Source organism: Blautia sp. Sow4_E7 (assembly GCF_052116245.1).
GTDB lineage: Bacteria > Bacillota > Clostridia > Lachnospirales > Lachnospiraceae > Blautia_A.
This window is the reverse complement of sequence record NZ_JBQKLL010000003.1, coordinates 1-17,019: the sequence shown is the minus strand read 5'-3', so window position 1 is coordinate 17,019 and position 17,019 is coordinate 1. Positions and strand designations below refer to the sequence as shown.

The 17,019-nt window shown below is 35.6% G+C and carries 19 protein-coding genes; all 19 read left to right on the top strand.

From position 1 onward, the window contains the following. Positions 1–61 precede the first annotated feature (61 nt). The 19 genes from ACTQ50_RS02805 to ACTQ50_RS02715 all read left to right on the top strand — a co-directional run bounded on the left by ACTQ50_RS02805 (position 62) and on the right by ACTQ50_RS02715 (position 16,927). Positions 62–1,513, top strand: a complete 1,452-nt coding sequence (locus ACTQ50_RS02805; RefSeq protein WP_441482886.1) for a sugar transferase — start codon at positions 62–64, stop codon at positions 1,511–1,513. A gap of 103 nt (positions 1,514–1,616) precedes the next feature. Continuing rightward, a complete protein-coding gene (locus ACTQ50_RS02800) occupies positions 1,617–2,066 on the top strand; it encodes a hypothetical protein (RefSeq protein WP_441482885.1) in 450 nt (149 codons plus the stop codon). A 138-nt stretch (positions 2,067–2,204) separates the two neighbouring features. Next, positions 2,205–2,669: a PssD/Cps14F family polysaccharide biosynthesis glycosyltransferase gene (gene pssD / locus ACTQ50_RS02795; RefSeq protein WP_441482884.1), complete on the top strand. Its 465-nt coding sequence runs from the start codon at positions 2,205–2,207 to the stop codon at positions 2,667–2,669. A 67-nt stretch (positions 2,670–2,736) separates the two neighbouring features. Next, positions 2,737–3,231, top strand: coding sequence for a glycosyltransferase (locus tag ACTQ50_RS02790; protein ID WP_441482883.1), 495 nt, complete (start codon positions 2,737–2,739; stop codon positions 3,229–3,231). Further along, the gene (locus tag ACTQ50_RS02785; RefSeq protein WP_441482882.1) at positions 3,228–4,154 is read left to right on the top strand and encodes a glycosyltransferase; all 927 of its coding nucleotides are present in this window, start codon (positions 3,228–3,230) and stop codon (positions 4,152–4,154) included. The genes ACTQ50_RS02790 and ACTQ50_RS02785 overlap by 4 nt, the downstream gene beginning before the upstream one ends. After that, positions 4,151–5,230, top strand: a complete 1,080-nt coding sequence (locus tag ACTQ50_RS02780; protein ID WP_441482881.1) for a glycosyltransferase family 1 protein — start codon at positions 4,151–4,153, stop codon at positions 5,228–5,230. The genes ACTQ50_RS02785 and ACTQ50_RS02780 overlap by 4 nt, the downstream gene beginning before the upstream one ends. A 16-nt stretch (positions 5,231–5,246) precedes the next feature. After that, positions 5,247–6,515: a hypothetical protein gene (locus tag ACTQ50_RS02775; protein WP_441482880.1), complete on the top strand. Its 1,269-nt coding sequence runs from the start codon at positions 5,247–5,249 to the stop codon at positions 6,513–6,515. Continuing rightward, entirely contained in the window at positions 6,500–7,474 is a 975-nt protein-coding gene (locus ACTQ50_RS02770) for a glycosyltransferase family 8 protein (protein ID WP_441482879.1), read from the top strand. The genes ACTQ50_RS02775 and ACTQ50_RS02770 overlap by 16 nt, the downstream gene beginning before the upstream one ends. An 11-nt stretch (positions 7,475–7,485) precedes the next feature. Next, on the top strand, positions 7,486–8,460 hold the full coding sequence (locus ACTQ50_RS02765; RefSeq protein WP_441482878.1) for a glycosyltransferase family 2 protein: 975 nt from the start codon (positions 7,486–7,488) through the stop codon (positions 8,458–8,460). Positions 8,461–8,497: 37 nt separating this feature from the next. Next, positions 8,498–9,943 carry an oligosaccharide flippase family protein gene (locus tag ACTQ50_RS02760; protein ID WP_441482877.1) on the top strand — a complete coding sequence of 482 codons (1,446 nt, stop codon included), beginning with the start codon at positions 8,498–8,500 and terminating at the stop codon, positions 9,941–9,943. A 1-nt stretch (position 9,944) separates the two neighbouring features. Then, a complete protein-coding gene (gene glf, locus ACTQ50_RS02755; RefSeq protein ID WP_441482876.1) occupies positions 9,945–11,057 on the top strand; it encodes a UDP-galactopyranose mutase in 1,113 nt (370 codons plus the stop codon). Further along, a complete protein-coding gene (locus tag ACTQ50_RS02750; protein WP_441482875.1) occupies positions 11,057–12,007 on the top strand; it encodes a glycosyltransferase family 2 protein in 951 nt (316 codons plus the stop codon). Before glf ends, ACTQ50_RS02750 begins: the two co-directional genes overlap by 1 nt. Positions 12,008–12,044: 37 nt before the next feature. Further along, positions 12,045–12,905 carry a hypothetical protein gene (locus tag ACTQ50_RS02745; RefSeq protein ID WP_441482874.1) on the top strand — a complete coding sequence of 287 codons (861 nt, stop codon included), beginning with the start codon at positions 12,045–12,047 and terminating at the stop codon, positions 12,903–12,905. A gap of 25 nt (positions 12,906–12,930) precedes the next feature. Next, on the top strand, positions 12,931–14,436 hold the full coding sequence (locus ACTQ50_RS02740; RefSeq protein ID WP_441482873.1) for an NTP transferase domain-containing protein: 1,506 nt from the start codon (positions 12,931–12,933) through the stop codon (positions 14,434–14,436). Further along, positions 14,433–15,032: an SIS domain-containing protein gene (locus ACTQ50_RS02735; RefSeq protein ID WP_441482872.1), complete on the top strand. Its 600-nt coding sequence runs from the start codon at positions 14,433–14,435 to the stop codon at positions 15,030–15,032. Before ACTQ50_RS02740 ends, ACTQ50_RS02735 begins: the two co-directional genes overlap by 4 nt. Beyond that, on the top strand, positions 15,029–15,403 hold the full coding sequence (locus tag ACTQ50_RS02730) for a hypothetical protein (RefSeq protein WP_441482871.1): 375 nt from the start codon (positions 15,029–15,031) through the stop codon (positions 15,401–15,403). The genes ACTQ50_RS02735 and ACTQ50_RS02730 overlap by 4 nt, the downstream gene beginning before the upstream one ends. A gap of 374 nt (positions 15,404–15,777) precedes the next feature. Further along, a complete protein-coding gene (locus ACTQ50_RS02725) occupies positions 15,778–16,077 on the top strand; it encodes a helix-turn-helix domain-containing protein (protein ID WP_055060664.1) in 300 nt (99 codons plus the stop codon). Positions 16,078–16,148: 71 nt separating this feature from the next. After that, a complete protein-coding gene (locus ACTQ50_RS02720; RefSeq protein WP_441040245.1) occupies positions 16,149–16,754 on the top strand; it encodes a transposase in 606 nt (201 codons plus the stop codon). Then, complete coding sequence (locus tag ACTQ50_RS02715) at positions 16,739–16,927, top strand: magnesium chelatase domain-containing protein (RefSeq protein WP_441482870.1); 189 nt, start codon at positions 16,739–16,741, stop codon at positions 16,925–16,927. The genes ACTQ50_RS02720 and ACTQ50_RS02715 overlap by 16 nt, the downstream gene beginning before the upstream one ends. The last annotated feature ends 92 nt before the right edge of the window (positions 16,928–17,019 follow it).

The window sequence follows — 17,019 nt, the reverse complement described above, 5'->3', positions numbered from 1 at the left end:
TCCAGACACGAGAGGAATCACTGAAATTGCAAAGAATTGCTTGGGAGGGAAAAAGGAAAATATGTATCGAAAGGACTCAGAAGGCTGGTTAAAACATGCAGACTTTATTGTGCTGGATCTGCTTTGCCTGCAGCTGGCATTTATTCTGGCATACGCGCTGCGCGGGAAAGGAATGAATCTGTACAGTGACATTTTGTACCGGAACATGGCGGTATTTCTCGGTCTGGCAGATCTGGTAGTGATCTTCACAGCAGGCACTATGAAAAGCGTGCTGAAACGAGGCCACTATAAAGAATTTGTAGCCACCCTGAAACAATCCATCATCGTAGGCGTGCTGGCAATCATCTATCTGTTCATGATCCAGGAAGGCCAGAGTTTTTCCAGAATGATCCTGATCACCACCGTGATCATTTATCTGATCCTTTCCTACGTCATTCGTGAAATCTGGAAAAATTCCTTACATAAAAAAATGGAAAACGGCGGCGACAAGAAGCTTCTCATCGTCACCTCCAAAGACAAAGCTGCCAAAGTGGTCCGCAGCATGCAGGAGAACAACTACGCCAGATACTCCATCGCCGGAGTAGTCGTGATCGACGACGACTGTGTTGGCCAGGAAATCTGCGGCGTCCCTGTTGTGGCAAATGAAAGCGACGTTTCCATGTACGTCTGCCAGGAGTGGATCGACGAAGTGCTGGTAGTGGTATCCGAGCACCTTCCATATCCCAACGACCTGATCGACAAGCTCACGGAAACCGGCGTAACCGTCCACCTGAACCTTGCCAAGATCACCAACAAAACCGGCAAAAGACAGTTTGTGGAAAAAGTCGGCAACTACACCGTCCTCACCACAAGCCTGAACTACGCCTCCTTCGGCCAGTTGTTCCTGAAACGTCTCATGGACATCTGCGGCGGTCTGGTAGGCTGCATTTTCACCGGAATCATTACCCTCTTCGTAGGCCCCGCAATCTACCTCGCCTCCCCCGGTCCGATCTTCTTCTCTCAGGAGCGCGTAGGCAAGAACGGAAAGAAATTCAAAATGTACAAATTCCGCAGCATGTACATGGACGCCGAAGAGCGAAAAGCCGAGCTCATGAAAGAAAATAAGCTGGGCGACGGAAAAATGTTCAAGATGGACTTTGATCCTCGAGTAATTGGAAATAAGGTGCTGCCGGATGGGACATATAAGACCGGAGTTGGCAACTTTATTAGACGGACGAGTCTGGATGAGTTCCCACAGTTTTTTAATGTGCTGAAGGGGGACATGTCCATTGTGGGGACAAGGCCACCGCTGATTTCGGAGACGAATTTGTATGAACCGCATCATAAAGCTCGACTTGCAATTAAACCTGGAATTACTGGGATGTGGCAGGTTAGTGGAAGAAGTGACATTACGGACTTTGAAGAAGTTGTGAGATTAGATAAAGAGTATATTGAGAACTGGAATATTGGATTGGATATTAAGATACTCTTTAAGACTGTGATGGTGGTTGTGAAGAAAGATGGTTCAATGTGATTGGCTTTATAATAAAATGAAATAAATAATTATATATGAAGGAATAAGGCATGAGCCGTTTGTAGTTATCAATGCTGACGATTACTACGGTAAAGAAGGATTTGTGAAGCTGGCTGAATATTTGAAGAACGGTGGAGACTGCTGCATGGCAGGGTTTGTTCTTAAGAATACATTATCCGATAACGGTACTGTTACCAGAGGCATTTGTGTTGAGGAAGATGGCTGGCTCAAAGAAGTTGTTGAAACAAAGGGAATCAGCAAGGACACAGAACTGGATATGGAAAGTTTAGTTTCCATGAATATGTGGGGGTTGAGACCAGAGTTCATGGATTTGCTTGAAAAAGGCTTTGTAGAGTTCTTTGAGAATGGTGGTCAGGGAGAATTTCTGATTCCGACTTATATTGGAGAATTGCTTGAGAAGAAGGCAATAGATGTGAAGGTGCTTAAGAGCAATGATACCTGGTACGGCATGACCTATAAGGAAGATGGTCCGGCTGTTAGAGAGAGTATTGAGAGATTGGTCAAAGAAGGATTATATCCGGAAGAGTTTTGAATAAACAACTCAAGCACAACACCTATCACCTACCAAACCACTCCGAAGGGAGCTGGAGAAGTATTAAAGGATAGAGAGATGTGAGGCAAATGGGTTTTGAAGTAGAGGAAGAAAAGTAAACCGAGGAGGAGAGTAAAGATGGCAGAGAAGAAATTAAAGGTGTGTCTAGTCGGTTCATCTGGCGGGCATCTCACACATTTATATATGTTGAAGCCTTTCTGGCAGGATAAGGATAGATTCTGGGTGACCTTTGATAAAGAGGATGCACGGTCCTTACTCAAAGGAGAAAAGATGTACTCCGTCTATTATCCTTCAAACCGTTCTATCAAAGCCCTTCTCATAAATACATGGAGAGCACTGAAAATCCTGCCTAAGGAGAAGCCAGATCTTATTATCAGCTCTGGAGCTGCACCTGCAATTCCTTTTTTTTGGATTGGTAAGCTGATGGGGGCTAAAACTATTTACATTGAAGTGTTCGATAGAATTGATGCTTCCACAATTGCAGGAAAACTCTGTTACCCAGTAGCGGATAGATTCATTGTGGAATGGGAAGAAATGAAGAAAGTGTACCCGAAGGCTGTGAACTTAGGAAGTATTTTTTAAGTTATCTTTTTCTCGTTTTGCAGAGAAAGAGTATAGATGGGAAAAATGAAGGGAACGAGTTGGAAAGATGATTTTTGTTACAGTAGGAACTCATGAGCAACAGTTTAATAGGCTTGTTGAGTATATGGATAAATGGGCAGCTGAGCATGAGGAAAAAGTAGTGATGCAAACTGGCTACTCTACATACGAACCAAAGCACTGTGAGTGGAGTAAATTGTACCCATATCAGAAGATGATTGCGATGGTAGATGAGGCCAGGATAGTCATCACGCATGGTGGACCTTCTAGTTTTATCATGCCACTCCAGATTGGTAAGACACCGATTGTCGTGCCTAGACAGTACAAATACAACGAACATGTCAACGACCATCAGGTTAAGTTCTGCAAAGAAGTTGAAAGCAGAATGGGTACCATCGTAGTGGTTGAGGATATAGAAAAGTTGGGTGGAGTCATAGAGAGTTATGACGAAATCAAAAAAGAAGGAAAGAATACAAGCAATAATGCGAGGTTCTGTGAAGAGCTTGATAGCATTGTTGATGAGATGTTTGAGGGGAAGAGATGAAAATAGCTGCAGGTATCGTTCTTTATAAACCCGATGTAGGTAGATTTAAGTCTTGCATCAGTGCATTAATGCAGCAGGTGGAAAGGATATACATTTTCGATAACAGTGATTCCTTTGTTGATGAGGCTCAATCAGAATCTATTGTTTATTATACTGAACACAAAAATATGGGAATTTCTTATGCGCTTAATCGCATTATGGAAGCTGCTCTAAATGATGGTTTTGATTGGGTAATCACAATGGATCAAGACTCAATAATTCCTGTAGGGTTGGTTGATGCATATAAATCGGTAATAGCCAGAGCAAACGAAATAGGAATTGTTTGCCCACAAGTAATAGATAAACGTAGAGCCTATATGGAAGTGAAGACAACGCCCAAAGAAGAATATGTTGAATTCTGCATAACTTCAGCAAGTTGCACTTCTGTAAATGCCTGGGAAAAAGTCGGAAAATTTGATGAATGGTTATTTATTGATTTGGTCGATAATGACTTTTGCAAGAGATTAATATTGTCTGGATATAAGATACTTAAACTTAATGACATGATTTTAAATCAAGAGTTCGGGAAAATAATCCCTAAGAGCGAAAGAAGTCAAAAATTTTGGGTTTATGTTAGCAGATTACTCCATAATCAAAATTTTGCTAAGTTCTCTTACCGGAAATTCGTGAGTCCTATGAGAGTTTACTATACGTGTCGAAATATAATCTATGTAAATAAGAAACTTGCTCAATATGGTTCCGTTGCCTATAAAGAAAACTACAATTGTAATTCCTATCTTGGGTTTGTTGCTAGCTTCATTCTGCCTAGCATTCTTAGAGCACAAGAAAAAATAGATGTAATTAAGGCTGTTATTAGAGGTACGCAAGATGGTAAAAAATCTAACCCAATTTGTTGGGCTATACAAAATGGAGCGCATAAATGAGGGAAGTTTTAATCGTTAATACTTCAGGATTGGGCGTTGGTGGAATGACGACTCATATGCTGAATTATATTGAAAAGATAATCAAAAAAAATTATGTAGTTAGATTTACGATAGTTGTGACTGGCGTAAGAGATAATGAAGTGATCGCTAAATTTATTAATGCTGGATGTAGCATTGTTTTCCTCCCTGACAGAAAAAAAGAATTGATTAAGTACATTAAAGAATTATTTGTTTTAGCTAGACAACATAAATTTGATGCTATTCATGTGCACGGAAACAGTAGTACTATGATGATTGAACTGAAAATAGCAAAGATTTGCGGAATACCAACAAGAATTTCGCATTGCCATAATTCTAGGTGTGAGCACCAATTGATTCATAATGTATTTAAGTATTCTTTTATGAAAAGTTATACTCATGCTGTAGCATGTTCAGAATTGGCAGGAGATTGGATATTTGGAAAGAATAATTACACTATTATTCCTAATGCAATCGATATTAATAAATTTAAGTATAATGAGAAAATCAGAAATGTCTATCGAAAAAAACTTCAAATTAATGATGATGCAATAGTACTAGGGCATGTGGGAAACTTTAACGAGCAAAAGAATCACGAGTTTTTAATTGATGTTTTCCGATCTTTTCATAAAACACATCACTCAAAGCTTATTCTTATTGGAACTGGTTCATTAATATCTAAAGTAAAAGAAAAAGTTAATAATTTTGGTTTGCAAAATGATGTTGTGTTTTTGGGGTTAAAAGATAATGTAAACGACTGGATGCAAGCTATGGATGTATTTGTGTTTCCATCACGTTGGGAAGGATTTGGGATGGTTGTGGTTGAAGCACAGGCGGCAAATCTTCCAGTTGTAGCATCTACAGAAGTACCTACAGTTACTAGGGTTTCTAATAGTATAGAATATCTTTCTCTAGATAGCGGCATTAGGCAATGGGAAAAAAGTGTTTTTGAACTATTTGAAAAAACAAATAGAAATGCACAGGTGGACAATCGCGTGAAAGTATATGATATAGATGCTAATCTACAAAAAGTAGTAGATTTATATGGATTAGAATAATTGATAGGTGAAAAAGATGACAATGTTTGGAGCTGTTTGGCTTTTGCTTCTTTTTTATGCATTAGCTAAAAATAACAAGAGGATGATGATCACGCTGGTGCTTTTCTCCTGTGTTTTTCAAAGTTCAAATGTATTTGTTTTTGGTGATACTGCAATTGGCCCCCAAATTATATCCTCAGCTGTTGTTTCAGTATATTTTCTTATATATAAATTTAAATCTGGGCAAATTCGTGTAACAAAAGAAGTTTTTTCGATTGATAAAACATCGGCTGTTTTATTTTTATACATAGTTGTTATATCTGTTGCTCTTGGCGCTTTTGCAGACAATTATATAAGAATTTTCCAGCTAATGTTTTATATGTTATGTTTCTTAATTATGAAAGATGCAGGCGCTCAATTGCCAGATAATTATGTATATGTTACATTACGAAAACTTAGTATATTTATCTTAGTAGTTGGAGTTTTTCAACTTTTATGTACAACCAACATAATACCCAGATATTGGTTTATTAGAGATTTGTTTTGGAATGAAAGCGCGGGAAATGGCGAAGTTGCACAGTTTATGTGGCCTTGGGGTCCATATTTTAGGTTCTTTTCTACCTATCTAGAACCTTCATATTTTGTGGGCTTTTCTATAGGTGCATTGTTTTATTTTATTAATTATAAGGAGAAAAGAAATCAGAATTATATACTAATAGCTGGTCTCGCTATGGCTACAGTACTTTCATTTTCTTCATCGGGATATGGAGCGTTATTAATAACAGGAATCATATATATTGCATTTTCTAGAGAAGGAAAAATGAGGGGTTATATTTTGGCTGGAGGGTTGGCTTCCTTTGTAATAATGTATTTTGGATTTTATGATATCCTTGATAATGTTATTTTTTCGAAATTACAAAGTGGCTCTGCATATGCCCGTGCCACGTGGAATCTTGAAGCTTTAAAGACCTTTAATAGTTCTCCAATTTGGGGTGTGGGTTATAAAAATTGTCGAGCAAGCAGCATGTTCTATACAATTTTGGCAGAATTGGGTACTGTTGGATTTGTTTTGTATAGTATTTTTATGTTTTCAATAGTTAAACCAATACTTAGCAAAAAAAAGAAACTAAAGATTGGCGATGAACAGGTAGGAATAATTTTTGCTTTAATTGGTGTAACAGCATCTCAAATGATTGCGGTGCCGGATTTGGATATTTGTACGTTTTGGATGTGGATGTATTTTCTAGGATTAATAATTGGTAGAAACAAAAGAAGACTGGGGGGATCAAGATGTGTAATGCAATAGTCTATGCAAGTGATAATAATTATATACCACATTTAGCAGCATCGATACTTTCGGTTATTAAAACGAACACAAGCATAAGTGATTTAAATTTTTATATTCTAGACAACGCTATTTCTAGAAGCGAAAAAGATAAGTTGTTTGAAATATGCAATAAGAATGATAGGAAGATAGCATTTTTAGATATCTCTAAGTATATTGAAGAAGCATCGCTTGCAACTTCCTTTAATAAAACTGCGTTCTCTAGACTGTTTATTGCAAGCATTATTAAAGAAGAAAAGGCTTTGTATCTGGATTGTGATACGATTGTCAATGGATCATTACAGAGTTTATTTGAAACCAATCTTACTGGTAATTTAGTTGCTGGTGTTCAAGATACAGTGTTTTCTAAATTACGAATGGATGTAGGATTAGATTATGACGAAAAGTATATTAATTCTGGCGTTTTATTGATTAATCTAAAACAATGGAGAGAAGAATCAATTGAATCCAAGTTTATAGAATGTATAAAATCTTTTAATGGTGACGTACCACACAATGACCAGGGAATAATCAATGCAGTATGTCATGACCGAACGCTGATTATTGATGCAAAATACAATGTGCAAGATGCAATGCTATTATACTCTGGAACACAGATTGAACAAATTTTTGATATCCCTAAGTTCTATGAGGATACTACATTAATAGATGCAAAACAACGACCTGTGATTATTCATTATACGGAAGCAAATTTTGGAAGACCATGGTTCATCGACTCTAATCATCCTTTCCGAAGAGAGTATTTGAAGTACCGGGAAGAATTAAAAGCGTATTGGCCCGTGCCGCACGAAAAAACGAAACTAAAGAAAAGAATAAATAGACGTACTAAACAGTTAATTTATAAATTTTTCCCTTTCTCTTTATACAATAGGATTCTCTTTTTTAAAAATACAAACCATCTTTTTAGTAAAGAAAAATAGGAGCATAGTATATGATTTCGGTTATAGTACCTGTATATAATGTAGAGAATTACATAAGACGTTGTGTGGAGTCAGTATTGTCGCAGTCATATACAGATTGGGAGCTTCTATTAATTGATGATGGTTCAACAGATTTATCAGGGAATATTTGCGGTGAATATGCAGCTAAGGATAGTAGGATTATCTGTATTCACAAAGAGAACGGAGGACAATCATCAGCCCGTAACGTAGGGTTAAAAGAGGCAAAAGGAAATTATATTGCGTTTTTAGATAGTGATGATTGGCTGAGTGAGTCTTTTTTACAAGTTTGTTTAAATGAGATGCTTGATAATGACGCAGACATTGTAACGGCAAACTATTACATGTTTTTTGATAATAATAATTGCAAACCTGTTTTTAACGTCAATAAAAAACATGAAGTTTGTAATAATCCACAGGCTATGAAACGTTTATTAGATAATAATGGAACATCATCTTCAGTATGCGCTAGATTATATAAATCTGAAATAATAAAAGACATAAGATTCCAGGAAGGAATGTTATTTGAGGATGCAGCAATTAGCTATCGTATCTTCTTGAATGCGGATAAAGTAGTTTTTTTATCAGAACCGTTGATGTTTTATTTTCAACGAGAAGGTTCGACTATGTCAAGAAGAGACAAAAAAATAAGACTAGACGAGATTCGTGCTGCGCATGAAAGATATGTTGCTGTTCGCAAATTGTACGATGATGATATATCAACATCGGCATTTGCTGACTATGTTTTTGACATGATTCATGTATCTGAGTGTTTTATTCGAGACGGATATAACTTGTCCGAACTAGAGAATTATAATTTGTTTTTGAGAAAAGAGTTAAAAGAATTTAAATACAGATATTGGATTAACTTCACACTAAGAAAAAAAATAGAAGCGGTTCTGTGGTTTAAATTGCCTACGTTTTTTTATATATGCGTAAAAGTATTACTTATAGTGATGAATTACTAACTAATATCCAGTATATGATGATTAGGATAATGAGCATATGGAAGGTAATGTAAAAAAGAATTTTATATTTTTATCGCTTTATAAGCTGTTTGAAATGCTACTACCAATGATAACTAGCCCATTGCTATCACGTAGATTAGGAGCGGAATCACTTGGCAAATATACATATTATTATTCCATAGTTAGTATGTTTGTAGTGGTAGCAGAACTCGGATCTTATAAATATGGTATTCGAGAAATCGCAAAGGTTAGAGAAAATAAAAAAGACTTAAAACGCGTGTATAGCGAGATATTCTTTACTCGTTTTTTTAATGGATTAATTGTTGGAATTGCGTACATTTTATTCCTATATATTAATAAAGAATTGTATTTAATACAAATATCAATGGCGTTATTTATTATTTCTAATATGATTGATAATTCTTTCTTATACATAGGAATTGAAAAAGTTGGGCCTTTGACACTAAGAGATTCCTTGGTGAAAATTGTGTCATTTATATTAATTGTGCTTCTTATAAATAATGCGAATGATTTAGTGTTGTATGTCTTAATAATGGCATTTAGTACTTTGATATGTAGATTTATTTCGCTATTTTTCTCTTTAAAGTACGTATCATTTGAAATTCCTAATATAAAAAAATGCTTGATGCATTACAAGCCAATGCTAGGTTTGACGATTCCAACACTGGCAGCAGTTATTTATCAATCTATGGATAGGATTATGATAGGGTTTTTTTATAATAACGCCGAAGTTGGTTATTATGACTGTGCTTCGAAAGTATTAATACCACGAAATATAATTACCGCATTAGGAACTGTACTATGCCCCAGTGTAGCCAATTTGTATTATAGAAACAAAATAGCAAAAGCAAACAAAATTCTAGAAAATTCATTCATGGTTTCTATGATAATGTCTTATGCATTCATGTTTGGAATATCTGCAATTGCTTATCAATTTGCACCATGGTTTTGGGGTGACGAGTTCTTTGTATGCTCCCCGATGATTGTTGGCCTATCGATAACAATTCCGATATGGACCGTTGGAGAGGTAATTAGAAATCAATATTTATTGCCAATAGGAAAAGATAAAGAGTATATAATTTCTTTTTTGATGGGAGTTGGGGCTAACGCAATTGCTAATTGTTTACTGATTCAAAAATTTGGAGCCAATGGAGCGATTATTGCTACTATTTTATCTGAAACCATAATGAGTTTAACTCAGGTATACTTTGTAAGGAAACAACTGAAGGTGGGTCTTTATTTAATCGGTACTATTCCGTATTTTATTATTGGATTAATAATGTTTTCAGGTATTCAAATTCTCAATGATATCCTTACAATCTTCTTAAATAATCAGACATTATTGTTATTAATCGAAATATTATTTGGCTCGACATTCTTCATGATAGCTATTTGTTTGTATGAAAATATAACAAATAAACATCTGGTTTTAAAAGTTATTAGAAAAAAAGGAGAGAATTGATATGTACGATTATTTAATAGTAGGATCCGGCTTATATGGATCCATTTTTGCCAGAGAAGCAACGAATAAAGGCTATAAGTGCCTTGTTATCGACAAACGAGATAACGTAGGCGGGAATATATTTACAGAAAAGGTGGAAGGAATCAACGTCCATAAATATGGCGCGCATATCTTCCACACCAACAATCAGAAGGTTTGGGACTACATAACCAAATTTGCTACCTTCAACCGATTCACCAACTCTCCTGTGGCTAATTACAAAGGAGAGCTTTACTCCCTACCTTTTAATATGTACACGTTCAATAAGATGTGGGGAGTTGTAACGCCAGAAGAAGCAAAGAAAAAAATAGAAGAGCAGAGAAAAGAGATTAAGGGTGAACCTCAGAACCTGGAAGAACAAGCCATCTCTTTAGTTGGAAGAGATATCTATGAGAAGTTGATTAAGGGCTACACTGAAAAGCAGTGGGGTAGAGATTGCAAAGACCTCCCAGCTTTCATCATTAAACGACTTCCGGTCCGTCTAACTTTTGATAACAACTACTTCAATGCTCTTTACCAGGGTATTCCGATTGGCGGATTTACTAAAATGGTTGAAAATATGCTAGAGGGAATTGAAGTAAAACTTGGAGAGGATTATCTGAAGGATAAGGCTAAATGGGATGGTATGTCAAAGAAGGTTGTATATACCGGTCCGATAGATGCTTATTTTGATTATTGTCTTGGTACCTTGGAGTACCGTTCTGTTCAATTTGAAACAGAAGTCCTGGACACACCAAACTTTCAGGGAAATGCTGCTGTCAATTATACGGATAGAGAAACACCATGGACCCGCATCATTGAACATAAATGGTTTGAGTTTGGTAAGGATGAGAATGGTAACGATCTTCCGAAGACAGTAATAAGCAGAGAGTATAGCTCTGAATGGAAACCGGGGGACGAGCCTTATTATCCAGTGAATGATGAAAAGAATGGTGCTTTGTATAAGAAGTACAAAGAACTGGCAGATAAGGAAGAAAACGTAATCTTCGGTGGACGTCTTGGAGAATATAAATACTACGATATGGATGCTACGGTGGCATCTGTTCTTGAAAAATGTAAAAAGGAGTTATTGTGATGAAAAATGAATTAATTTCTATAATAGCACCAGTATATAATGTTGAAAAATACCTGAAACAATTTATAGAGAGTATAATAAACCAAACATATAAAAACTTTGAATTGCTTTTAGTAACGGATTGTCCAACAGATAATTCTGAATTGATATGTAAAGCTTATGCAGAAAAAGATGATAGAGTTCATGTTATACCAAATGAAGTTAATATGGGAGTTGCAAAAACAAGAAACAATGGTCTTGCGGTAGCAAAAGGAAAATATATAATGCTGGCGGATAGTGATGATTATTTGTCGGAAGATGCATTGGAAAAAGCGTATCAATTATTGAAAAAAGATAAAACAGATATAGTTTATTGCGGATTCTATACCGATTGTGAAGGTGATATTCAGAGAAAAAAATTCAGGTTTTACAAAAGAAAGTATGATTATGAAAAGGCTATAAAATCACATTTATCATTTCATACGCTCTATGGTTATCCCTGGGGAAAATTGTACAGAAAAGAAGTATTAGTTAACGTGAAAGATCCAGAAGATATGAGTGTTGGAGATGATGGCGTATTTAGTTATCGAGCTTTATATAATGCTAAAAATGGAGTTTCTTTTACAGATTACCCAATTTATTATTATAGGATAAGAAAAGATTCTTTATCAGGACATGGACAACAATTCGCAAAAAGAGATTTAGATATTATCAAACAGGTTTCATATATTAGAGAATGCACTATTAATAAGACTTTTAATAAGTCCTTAGATATTTTTGAATTTGTTATTTTTACTGGAGCGCTTAGCAAGTATTATACTTCTGACGAAAATACAAAAGCAAATTTTGAGAATGAAGCGGAATATATGATTAAACGATGCAAAAAATGTGCGCCAAATTGCTTAATCCATTCAATTAATCCATATTTTAAATTTGATGCACTGAAATGGATAATAAAAAAGAAATATTAATCACAAAAAATATGGATTGTTTGAGGAATCAAGTAATATGAATTTAAGAAATGTCTGGCAAAAAATTTATTGTCGAGTTTATTTAATTATATTGTGCATTTGCAATTATCAAAAAAATATAGTTGTTTCATATGGTCCAGCGATTGGAGATACGTTGTTTTCTCTAGCCTATATCCAGAGTTTAAGTAAGAAAAAAACAATATTTGTGTGTGCGAAAGGAGCAAGATGGGTTTGCAATTATTATGATCTCAACAATATACAGATAAAAACAATACCTAATAGAAGCTTAGCACGTATTGCAAATGGTTTAGAGCCTGATATTAAGCGCGGAATAATAGCGTTTCTATTGAAAAAAAATTTATATATTACTTGTGCTCGTGGATATATGAACTTAATGTCTGCTAAAAATTGGAATTTATTAGATTTCTTAAAAATAGAAGTATTTAAATGTCAGTGCGATTTCAGAAGACCATTAGTACCTCAGATTGAATGCAAAAAATTTGATATCCCCGATAATAGTATATTACTTAGTTTTTCTAATTCAGCCTTTGGGGTTACAAAGGAAGAATGGGAAGACTTAGCTTCATATCTTTTAAATCACGGTTATCATGTTTTTACTAATTGCAAATCTTTAAATGAGCAACCTATAAAGGGAACTAAGCGTTTAGTATTTACGATGGAAGAAATTTATAATGTAGTTGATCGTTTTCATTGTCTTATTGGAATGAGATCTGGTTTTTATGATTTTGTAATTGATAAAGCAAAAAGGATAATATGTATTAATCCTGATTATGTACAATCTTGGTGGAATTTGAAACAATGGGGATCAAATTGCGATGTGATAAATATATCCCATATTGAAGGAAAATTGGTAGAAGAAGTAGTCAATGTAATTTAATGACTTTTGTTTGGAGGAAAAGACGATGAAATGTAATTATATTATAGTACAAGCGGGTGGTCAGGGTACCCGTATGGAATCATTAACTAGAAATAAACCAAAGGCTTTAGTTCCGGTCAATAATCTTCCTATGATTATGCATTTGTTCAGAAAATACCAGGACAAGGAATTTATTGTAATAGGTGACTATAAACACGATGTTCTCGAGAAATACTTGAATGCTTTTGCAGATGTAGATTTCAAAATGGTATGCGCATCTGGTAAAAAAGGAACATGCTCAGGATTACAAGAAGCTATTTCTTATATTCCGGAACATGAAAGATTTATGCTGATTTGGTGTGACTTGGTCCTTCCTGATGATTATGAGATTCCTAAATCAGAAAACAATATAATTGGCATTTCTAAAGATTTTACATGTAGGTGGAAATACGAAAACGATAAGTTTGTAGAAGAAAGAAGCTCTGAACATGGAGTAGCAGGACACTTTATTTTCAAAAACAAATCATTCCTCGCTGACGTACCAGACGAAGGGGAATTTGTAAGGTGGCTCCAGTCAAAGGAGTATACTTTTGAAGAACAGCCTCTATATCGAACACATGAATACGGACTCTACAGTGAGTGGGATAAGCTTCCTAAATCTAGATGCCGACCATTCAATAAAATGGAAGTTAAAGGCGACAAAATTTATAAATACGGAATTGATGATCAAGGGAAAAAACTGGCTGTTAGAGAAGTTGCATGGTATAAGAAATTAAAGGGGATCCACTTTGATAATATTCCAAAGATCTACGAATATGAACCAGCTATTTGCATGGAAAAAATAGATGGTAAGAACATCTATGAATATACAGATGTTCCGTCTGATAAGAAAAAGAATATTCTTGAGCAAATTATTACATGCTTGAAGGAAGTTCATAATATCGAATCAGCTCCGGCTGATAAAGAAAGCTATCGTATTGCATATTTAGATAAAACATACGACAGACTTAAAAAAGTTCGTAATCTCGTTCCGTTTGCCAATGATGAATTTGTTGTGGTGAATGGAAAGAAATGCAGAAACATTTTTTATCATCAAGAAGAAGTTGAAAAAGCAGTAATGGCATATATGCCAAAGCGGTTTAAACTTATACATGGGGATTGTACGTTTAGCAATATGATGCTAAAAAATGATACTATTCCGATGCTGATTGATCCAAGAGGATATTTTGGAAATACCGAAATATTTGGTGACGTTGCCTACGACTGGGTTAAACTTTACTATTCGCTTTACAGTAACTATGATCAGTTCAACCTTAAGCGTTTTAATCTTTATATTAATGAAAAAGACGTAAAATTAGAAATCGCGTCCAATAACTGGGAAGATATGGAAGATGCATTTTTTGACATGGTTGGTGATGAAGTATCTAGGAAACAGATGAAATTGCTACTTGCCATTACTTGGTTAAGCCTTACCACCTATGCGTGGGAGGATTACGACTCCATCTGTGGAGCCTTTTATAATGGATTATATTATTTGGAGGAAGCATTATGAGCAAGGCATATGATAAGTATTTTAAAGAAGATTTAGAGCAGTTTTATAAATCTTTAAACTCTATCGATATACAAGAAATGGATGAACTGATTGATGCATGTGAAAAGACATTAAGGTCTGGACACAAAATTATAGCATCTGGTCTGGGGAAAAACGTACCAATTTGTGATAAGTTTGTAGGTACAATGCTTTCCATGGGTCTTGATGCTAACTTCCTGCATACCAATACAGCGGTGCATGGCGATATGGGTATGGTTAAACCTGGCGATTTGGTTATTGTACTCACTAAGAGTGGGGCAACATCAGAGTCGGTATATTTAGTTGATCTTCTTAAAAATAGAGAAGGTGTTCAACTATGGTTACTTAGTTTTAAGGAACATAGTGTCTTGGCTGACTCTATGGAACACAAACTTATTATTAGTTTGGAGCACGAAGGTGACCTGTGGAACATTGTTCCTAATCATTCTACTACTCTAAATCTTATTGTTCTTCAAAAGGTTGCAATTGAACTGTCTAGGAGACTGAACCTTGATCTTCAGAATGACTTTAAGCCAAATCATCCAGGCGGTGCGATAGGAGATTCTTTAAGAAAATGAAAGATTTGATTTTATCTACTTTAGGGCATACATGGATCTTAGATTTAGATGGAACTATAGTTAAGCATAACGGATATAAGATTGACGGTGTAGACACTTTTCTTCCAGGATCGAAAGAGTTCTTGTCTAGCTTACCAGATAAGGACATGGTTATATTTTTAACTTCAAGAAAAGAAGAATACAGAGAAATAACAGAAAATTTTTTAAAAGAAAACAATATTAGGTATGATCACATCATATATGGAGCTCCATATGGCGAACGTATTCTTATTAATGACGACAAACCAAGTGGCTTAAAGATGAGTGTAGCAATTACAGGTGAACGAGATGCTGGAATAATACCGAGTATTGTTGAGAACAATAATCTTTGATTATTGACTGTGTGCCTATCACCCAAATAAATAATTCAGGAAGCAACAAGCTATCATAACTACCGATGCTGACAGAATGGATCGTTTTAAATATATGTATAGAAATGATGTGGTTATGTATAGGCAGGATGGTTTTGAAGGATGGTTGTATTTATCAATCAGGAATATTGTACACAGGATTAGAATCATGCTAAAGTCAAACGATAAAGGGATAAAACGACCACATTGGGGTCAGACCCCATGAAATACCGATAAAGAAAATAAAACAGAACTAAAAGTTCTATAAAAGAAGCATAAAATATCTTGCAAAAACTTATCATGAGTGATAAAATCTCGTAAATAAGATATCAGAGATGGGATAGGGAGATAAGCAAATGCAGGAGAACATGAAAGAATACCTGACAGAAAAGGAAGCCAGAGAAAAGAGACTGGAAGTATATACAGAGAAGATCCAGGAAAAAGTGTTGAGCAGATCTTCGGAAACAATCCGGCAGTTAGTGGAGGAGAGACACCGCCAGAAAATGACGCAGCAGGAAATAGCGGATATTACAGGGATAAAACCGTCGAATATGGCCCGGTTTGAGAGCGGTGGCAGGGTACCAACGCTGGTTGTATTGGAGAAATATGCGAATGCCCTTGGAAAACATATTGAAATAAAAATCTGTGATGACTGACAGATTTTTATTTGGGATAATCATAAATGATACTATTATTGAAAATAACAAAGTGAAATGGAGGGAGAAAGATCGCAAGAAAATTAAGGGACTGGTATGCGGGAGCAATTTACCACATCATGCACAGAGGAGTGAGAAGAAAACCAATATTTGAAGATGAGATGGATCATCAGGTACTGCTGCAGATAATAAAGACATCATTGAGTAAATATAACTGCTGGCTGCATGCGTATTGTCTGATGACAAACCATGTCCATCTGTTGCTTGAAACAGGCGATATAGAAATCGGGAAGTTTATGAAATATATGTCAGAGTGTTATGCCATTTACTATAACCATAAGTATGGTTACAGAGGGCATGTTTTTGAGAGCCGGTATAAATCCTGCCTTGTAAAAGAAGATGCTTATTTTCTCCAGACAAGCCGTTACATACATCTTAATCCGGTAAAAGCGCAGATTGCAGATTATCCGGAAGATTATTTATGGAGCAGCTATCGGACGATGATAGGGATTGCGGATGATGGGATCACAGAGAAAAAGAAGACACTTGCGTACTTTCCGAAAAACAGTATTTATCAATACAGGGAGTTTGTGGAAGATATAGGACACAAATATATAGTGCAGGAACAGCATATCAGAAAAATGATAGGGGAAGATGAATTATGGCTACCGTGGTAAGAAGTTTTGCAATTCAGGGGATTGATGGGTATCCTGTGGATATAGAAGTAAAGATGCTGGAGGGACAGCCGGTGATATCGATCATCGGTCTTGGAGATCAGGCTGTAAAAGAAGCAGCAGAGAGAATCCAGGCAGCGATTGATGAGAGCGGTTATCCCTGTGTGTTAGGATAATTGTCAGTGAAAGATAATTACTTTTGTGGTAGTATATAGCTATCACAGGAAGGGAGCTTTCACTATGAACTATAGTCCAGAATTAAAGGATG

Excerpts from the sequence above, each read along its gene's own strand:
- ACTQ50_RS02715 (WP_441482870.1), top strand. The coding sequence starts at position 16,739 with ATGGCTACCGTGGTAAGAAGTTTTGCAATTCAGGGGATTGATGGGTAT.
- ACTQ50_RS02750 (WP_441482875.1), top strand. The coding sequence starts at position 11,057 with ATGAAAAATGAATTAATTTCTATAATAGCACCAGTATATAATGTTGAA.
- ACTQ50_RS02805 (WP_441482886.1), top strand. The coding sequence starts at position 62 with ATGTATCGAAAGGACTCAGAAGGCTGGTTAAAACATGCAGACTTTATT.
- ACTQ50_RS02785 (WP_441482882.1), top strand. The coding sequence starts at position 3,228 with ATGAAAATAGCTGCAGGTATCGTTCTTTATAAACCCGATGTAGGTAGA.
- ACTQ50_RS02790 (WP_441482883.1), top strand. The coding sequence starts at position 2,737 with ATGATTTTTGTTACAGTAGGAACTCATGAGCAACAGTTTAATAGGCTT.
- ACTQ50_RS02775 (WP_441482880.1), top strand. The coding sequence starts at position 5,247 with ATGACAATGTTTGGAGCTGTTTGGCTTTTGCTTCTTTTTTATGCATTA.
- pssD (WP_441482884.1), top strand. The coding sequence starts at position 2,205 with ATGGCAGAGAAGAAATTAAAGGTGTGTCTAGTCGGTTCATCTGGCGGG.
- ACTQ50_RS02760 (WP_441482877.1), top strand. The coding sequence starts at position 8,498 with ATGGAAGGTAATGTAAAAAAGAATTTTATATTTTTATCGCTTTATAAG.
- ACTQ50_RS02730 (WP_441482871.1), top strand. The coding sequence starts at position 15,029 with ATGAAAGATTTGATTTTATCTACTTTAGGGCATACATGGATCTTAGAT.
- ACTQ50_RS02735 (WP_441482872.1), top strand. The coding sequence starts at position 14,433 with ATGAGCAAGGCATATGATAAGTATTTTAAAGAAGATTTAGAGCAGTTT.
- ACTQ50_RS02765 (WP_441482878.1), top strand. The coding sequence starts at position 7,486 with ATGATTTCGGTTATAGTACCTGTATATAATGTAGAGAATTACATAAGA.
- ACTQ50_RS02725 (WP_055060664.1), top strand. The coding sequence starts at position 15,778 with ATGCAGGAGAACATGAAAGAATACCTGACAGAAAAGGAAGCCAGAGAA.
- ACTQ50_RS02780 (WP_441482881.1), top strand. The coding sequence starts at position 4,151 with ATGAGGGAAGTTTTAATCGTTAATACTTCAGGATTGGGCGTTGGTGGA.
- glf (WP_441482876.1), top strand. The coding sequence starts at position 9,945 with ATGTACGATTATTTAATAGTAGGATCCGGCTTATATGGATCCATTTTT.
- ACTQ50_RS02740 (WP_441482873.1), top strand. The coding sequence starts at position 12,931 with ATGAAATGTAATTATATTATAGTACAAGCGGGTGGTCAGGGTACCCGT.
- ACTQ50_RS02770 (WP_441482879.1), top strand. The coding sequence starts at position 6,500 with ATGTGTAATGCAATAGTCTATGCAAGTGATAATAATTATATACCACAT.
- ACTQ50_RS02745 (WP_441482874.1), top strand. The coding sequence starts at position 12,045 with ATGAATTTAAGAAATGTCTGGCAAAAAATTTATTGTCGAGTTTATTTA.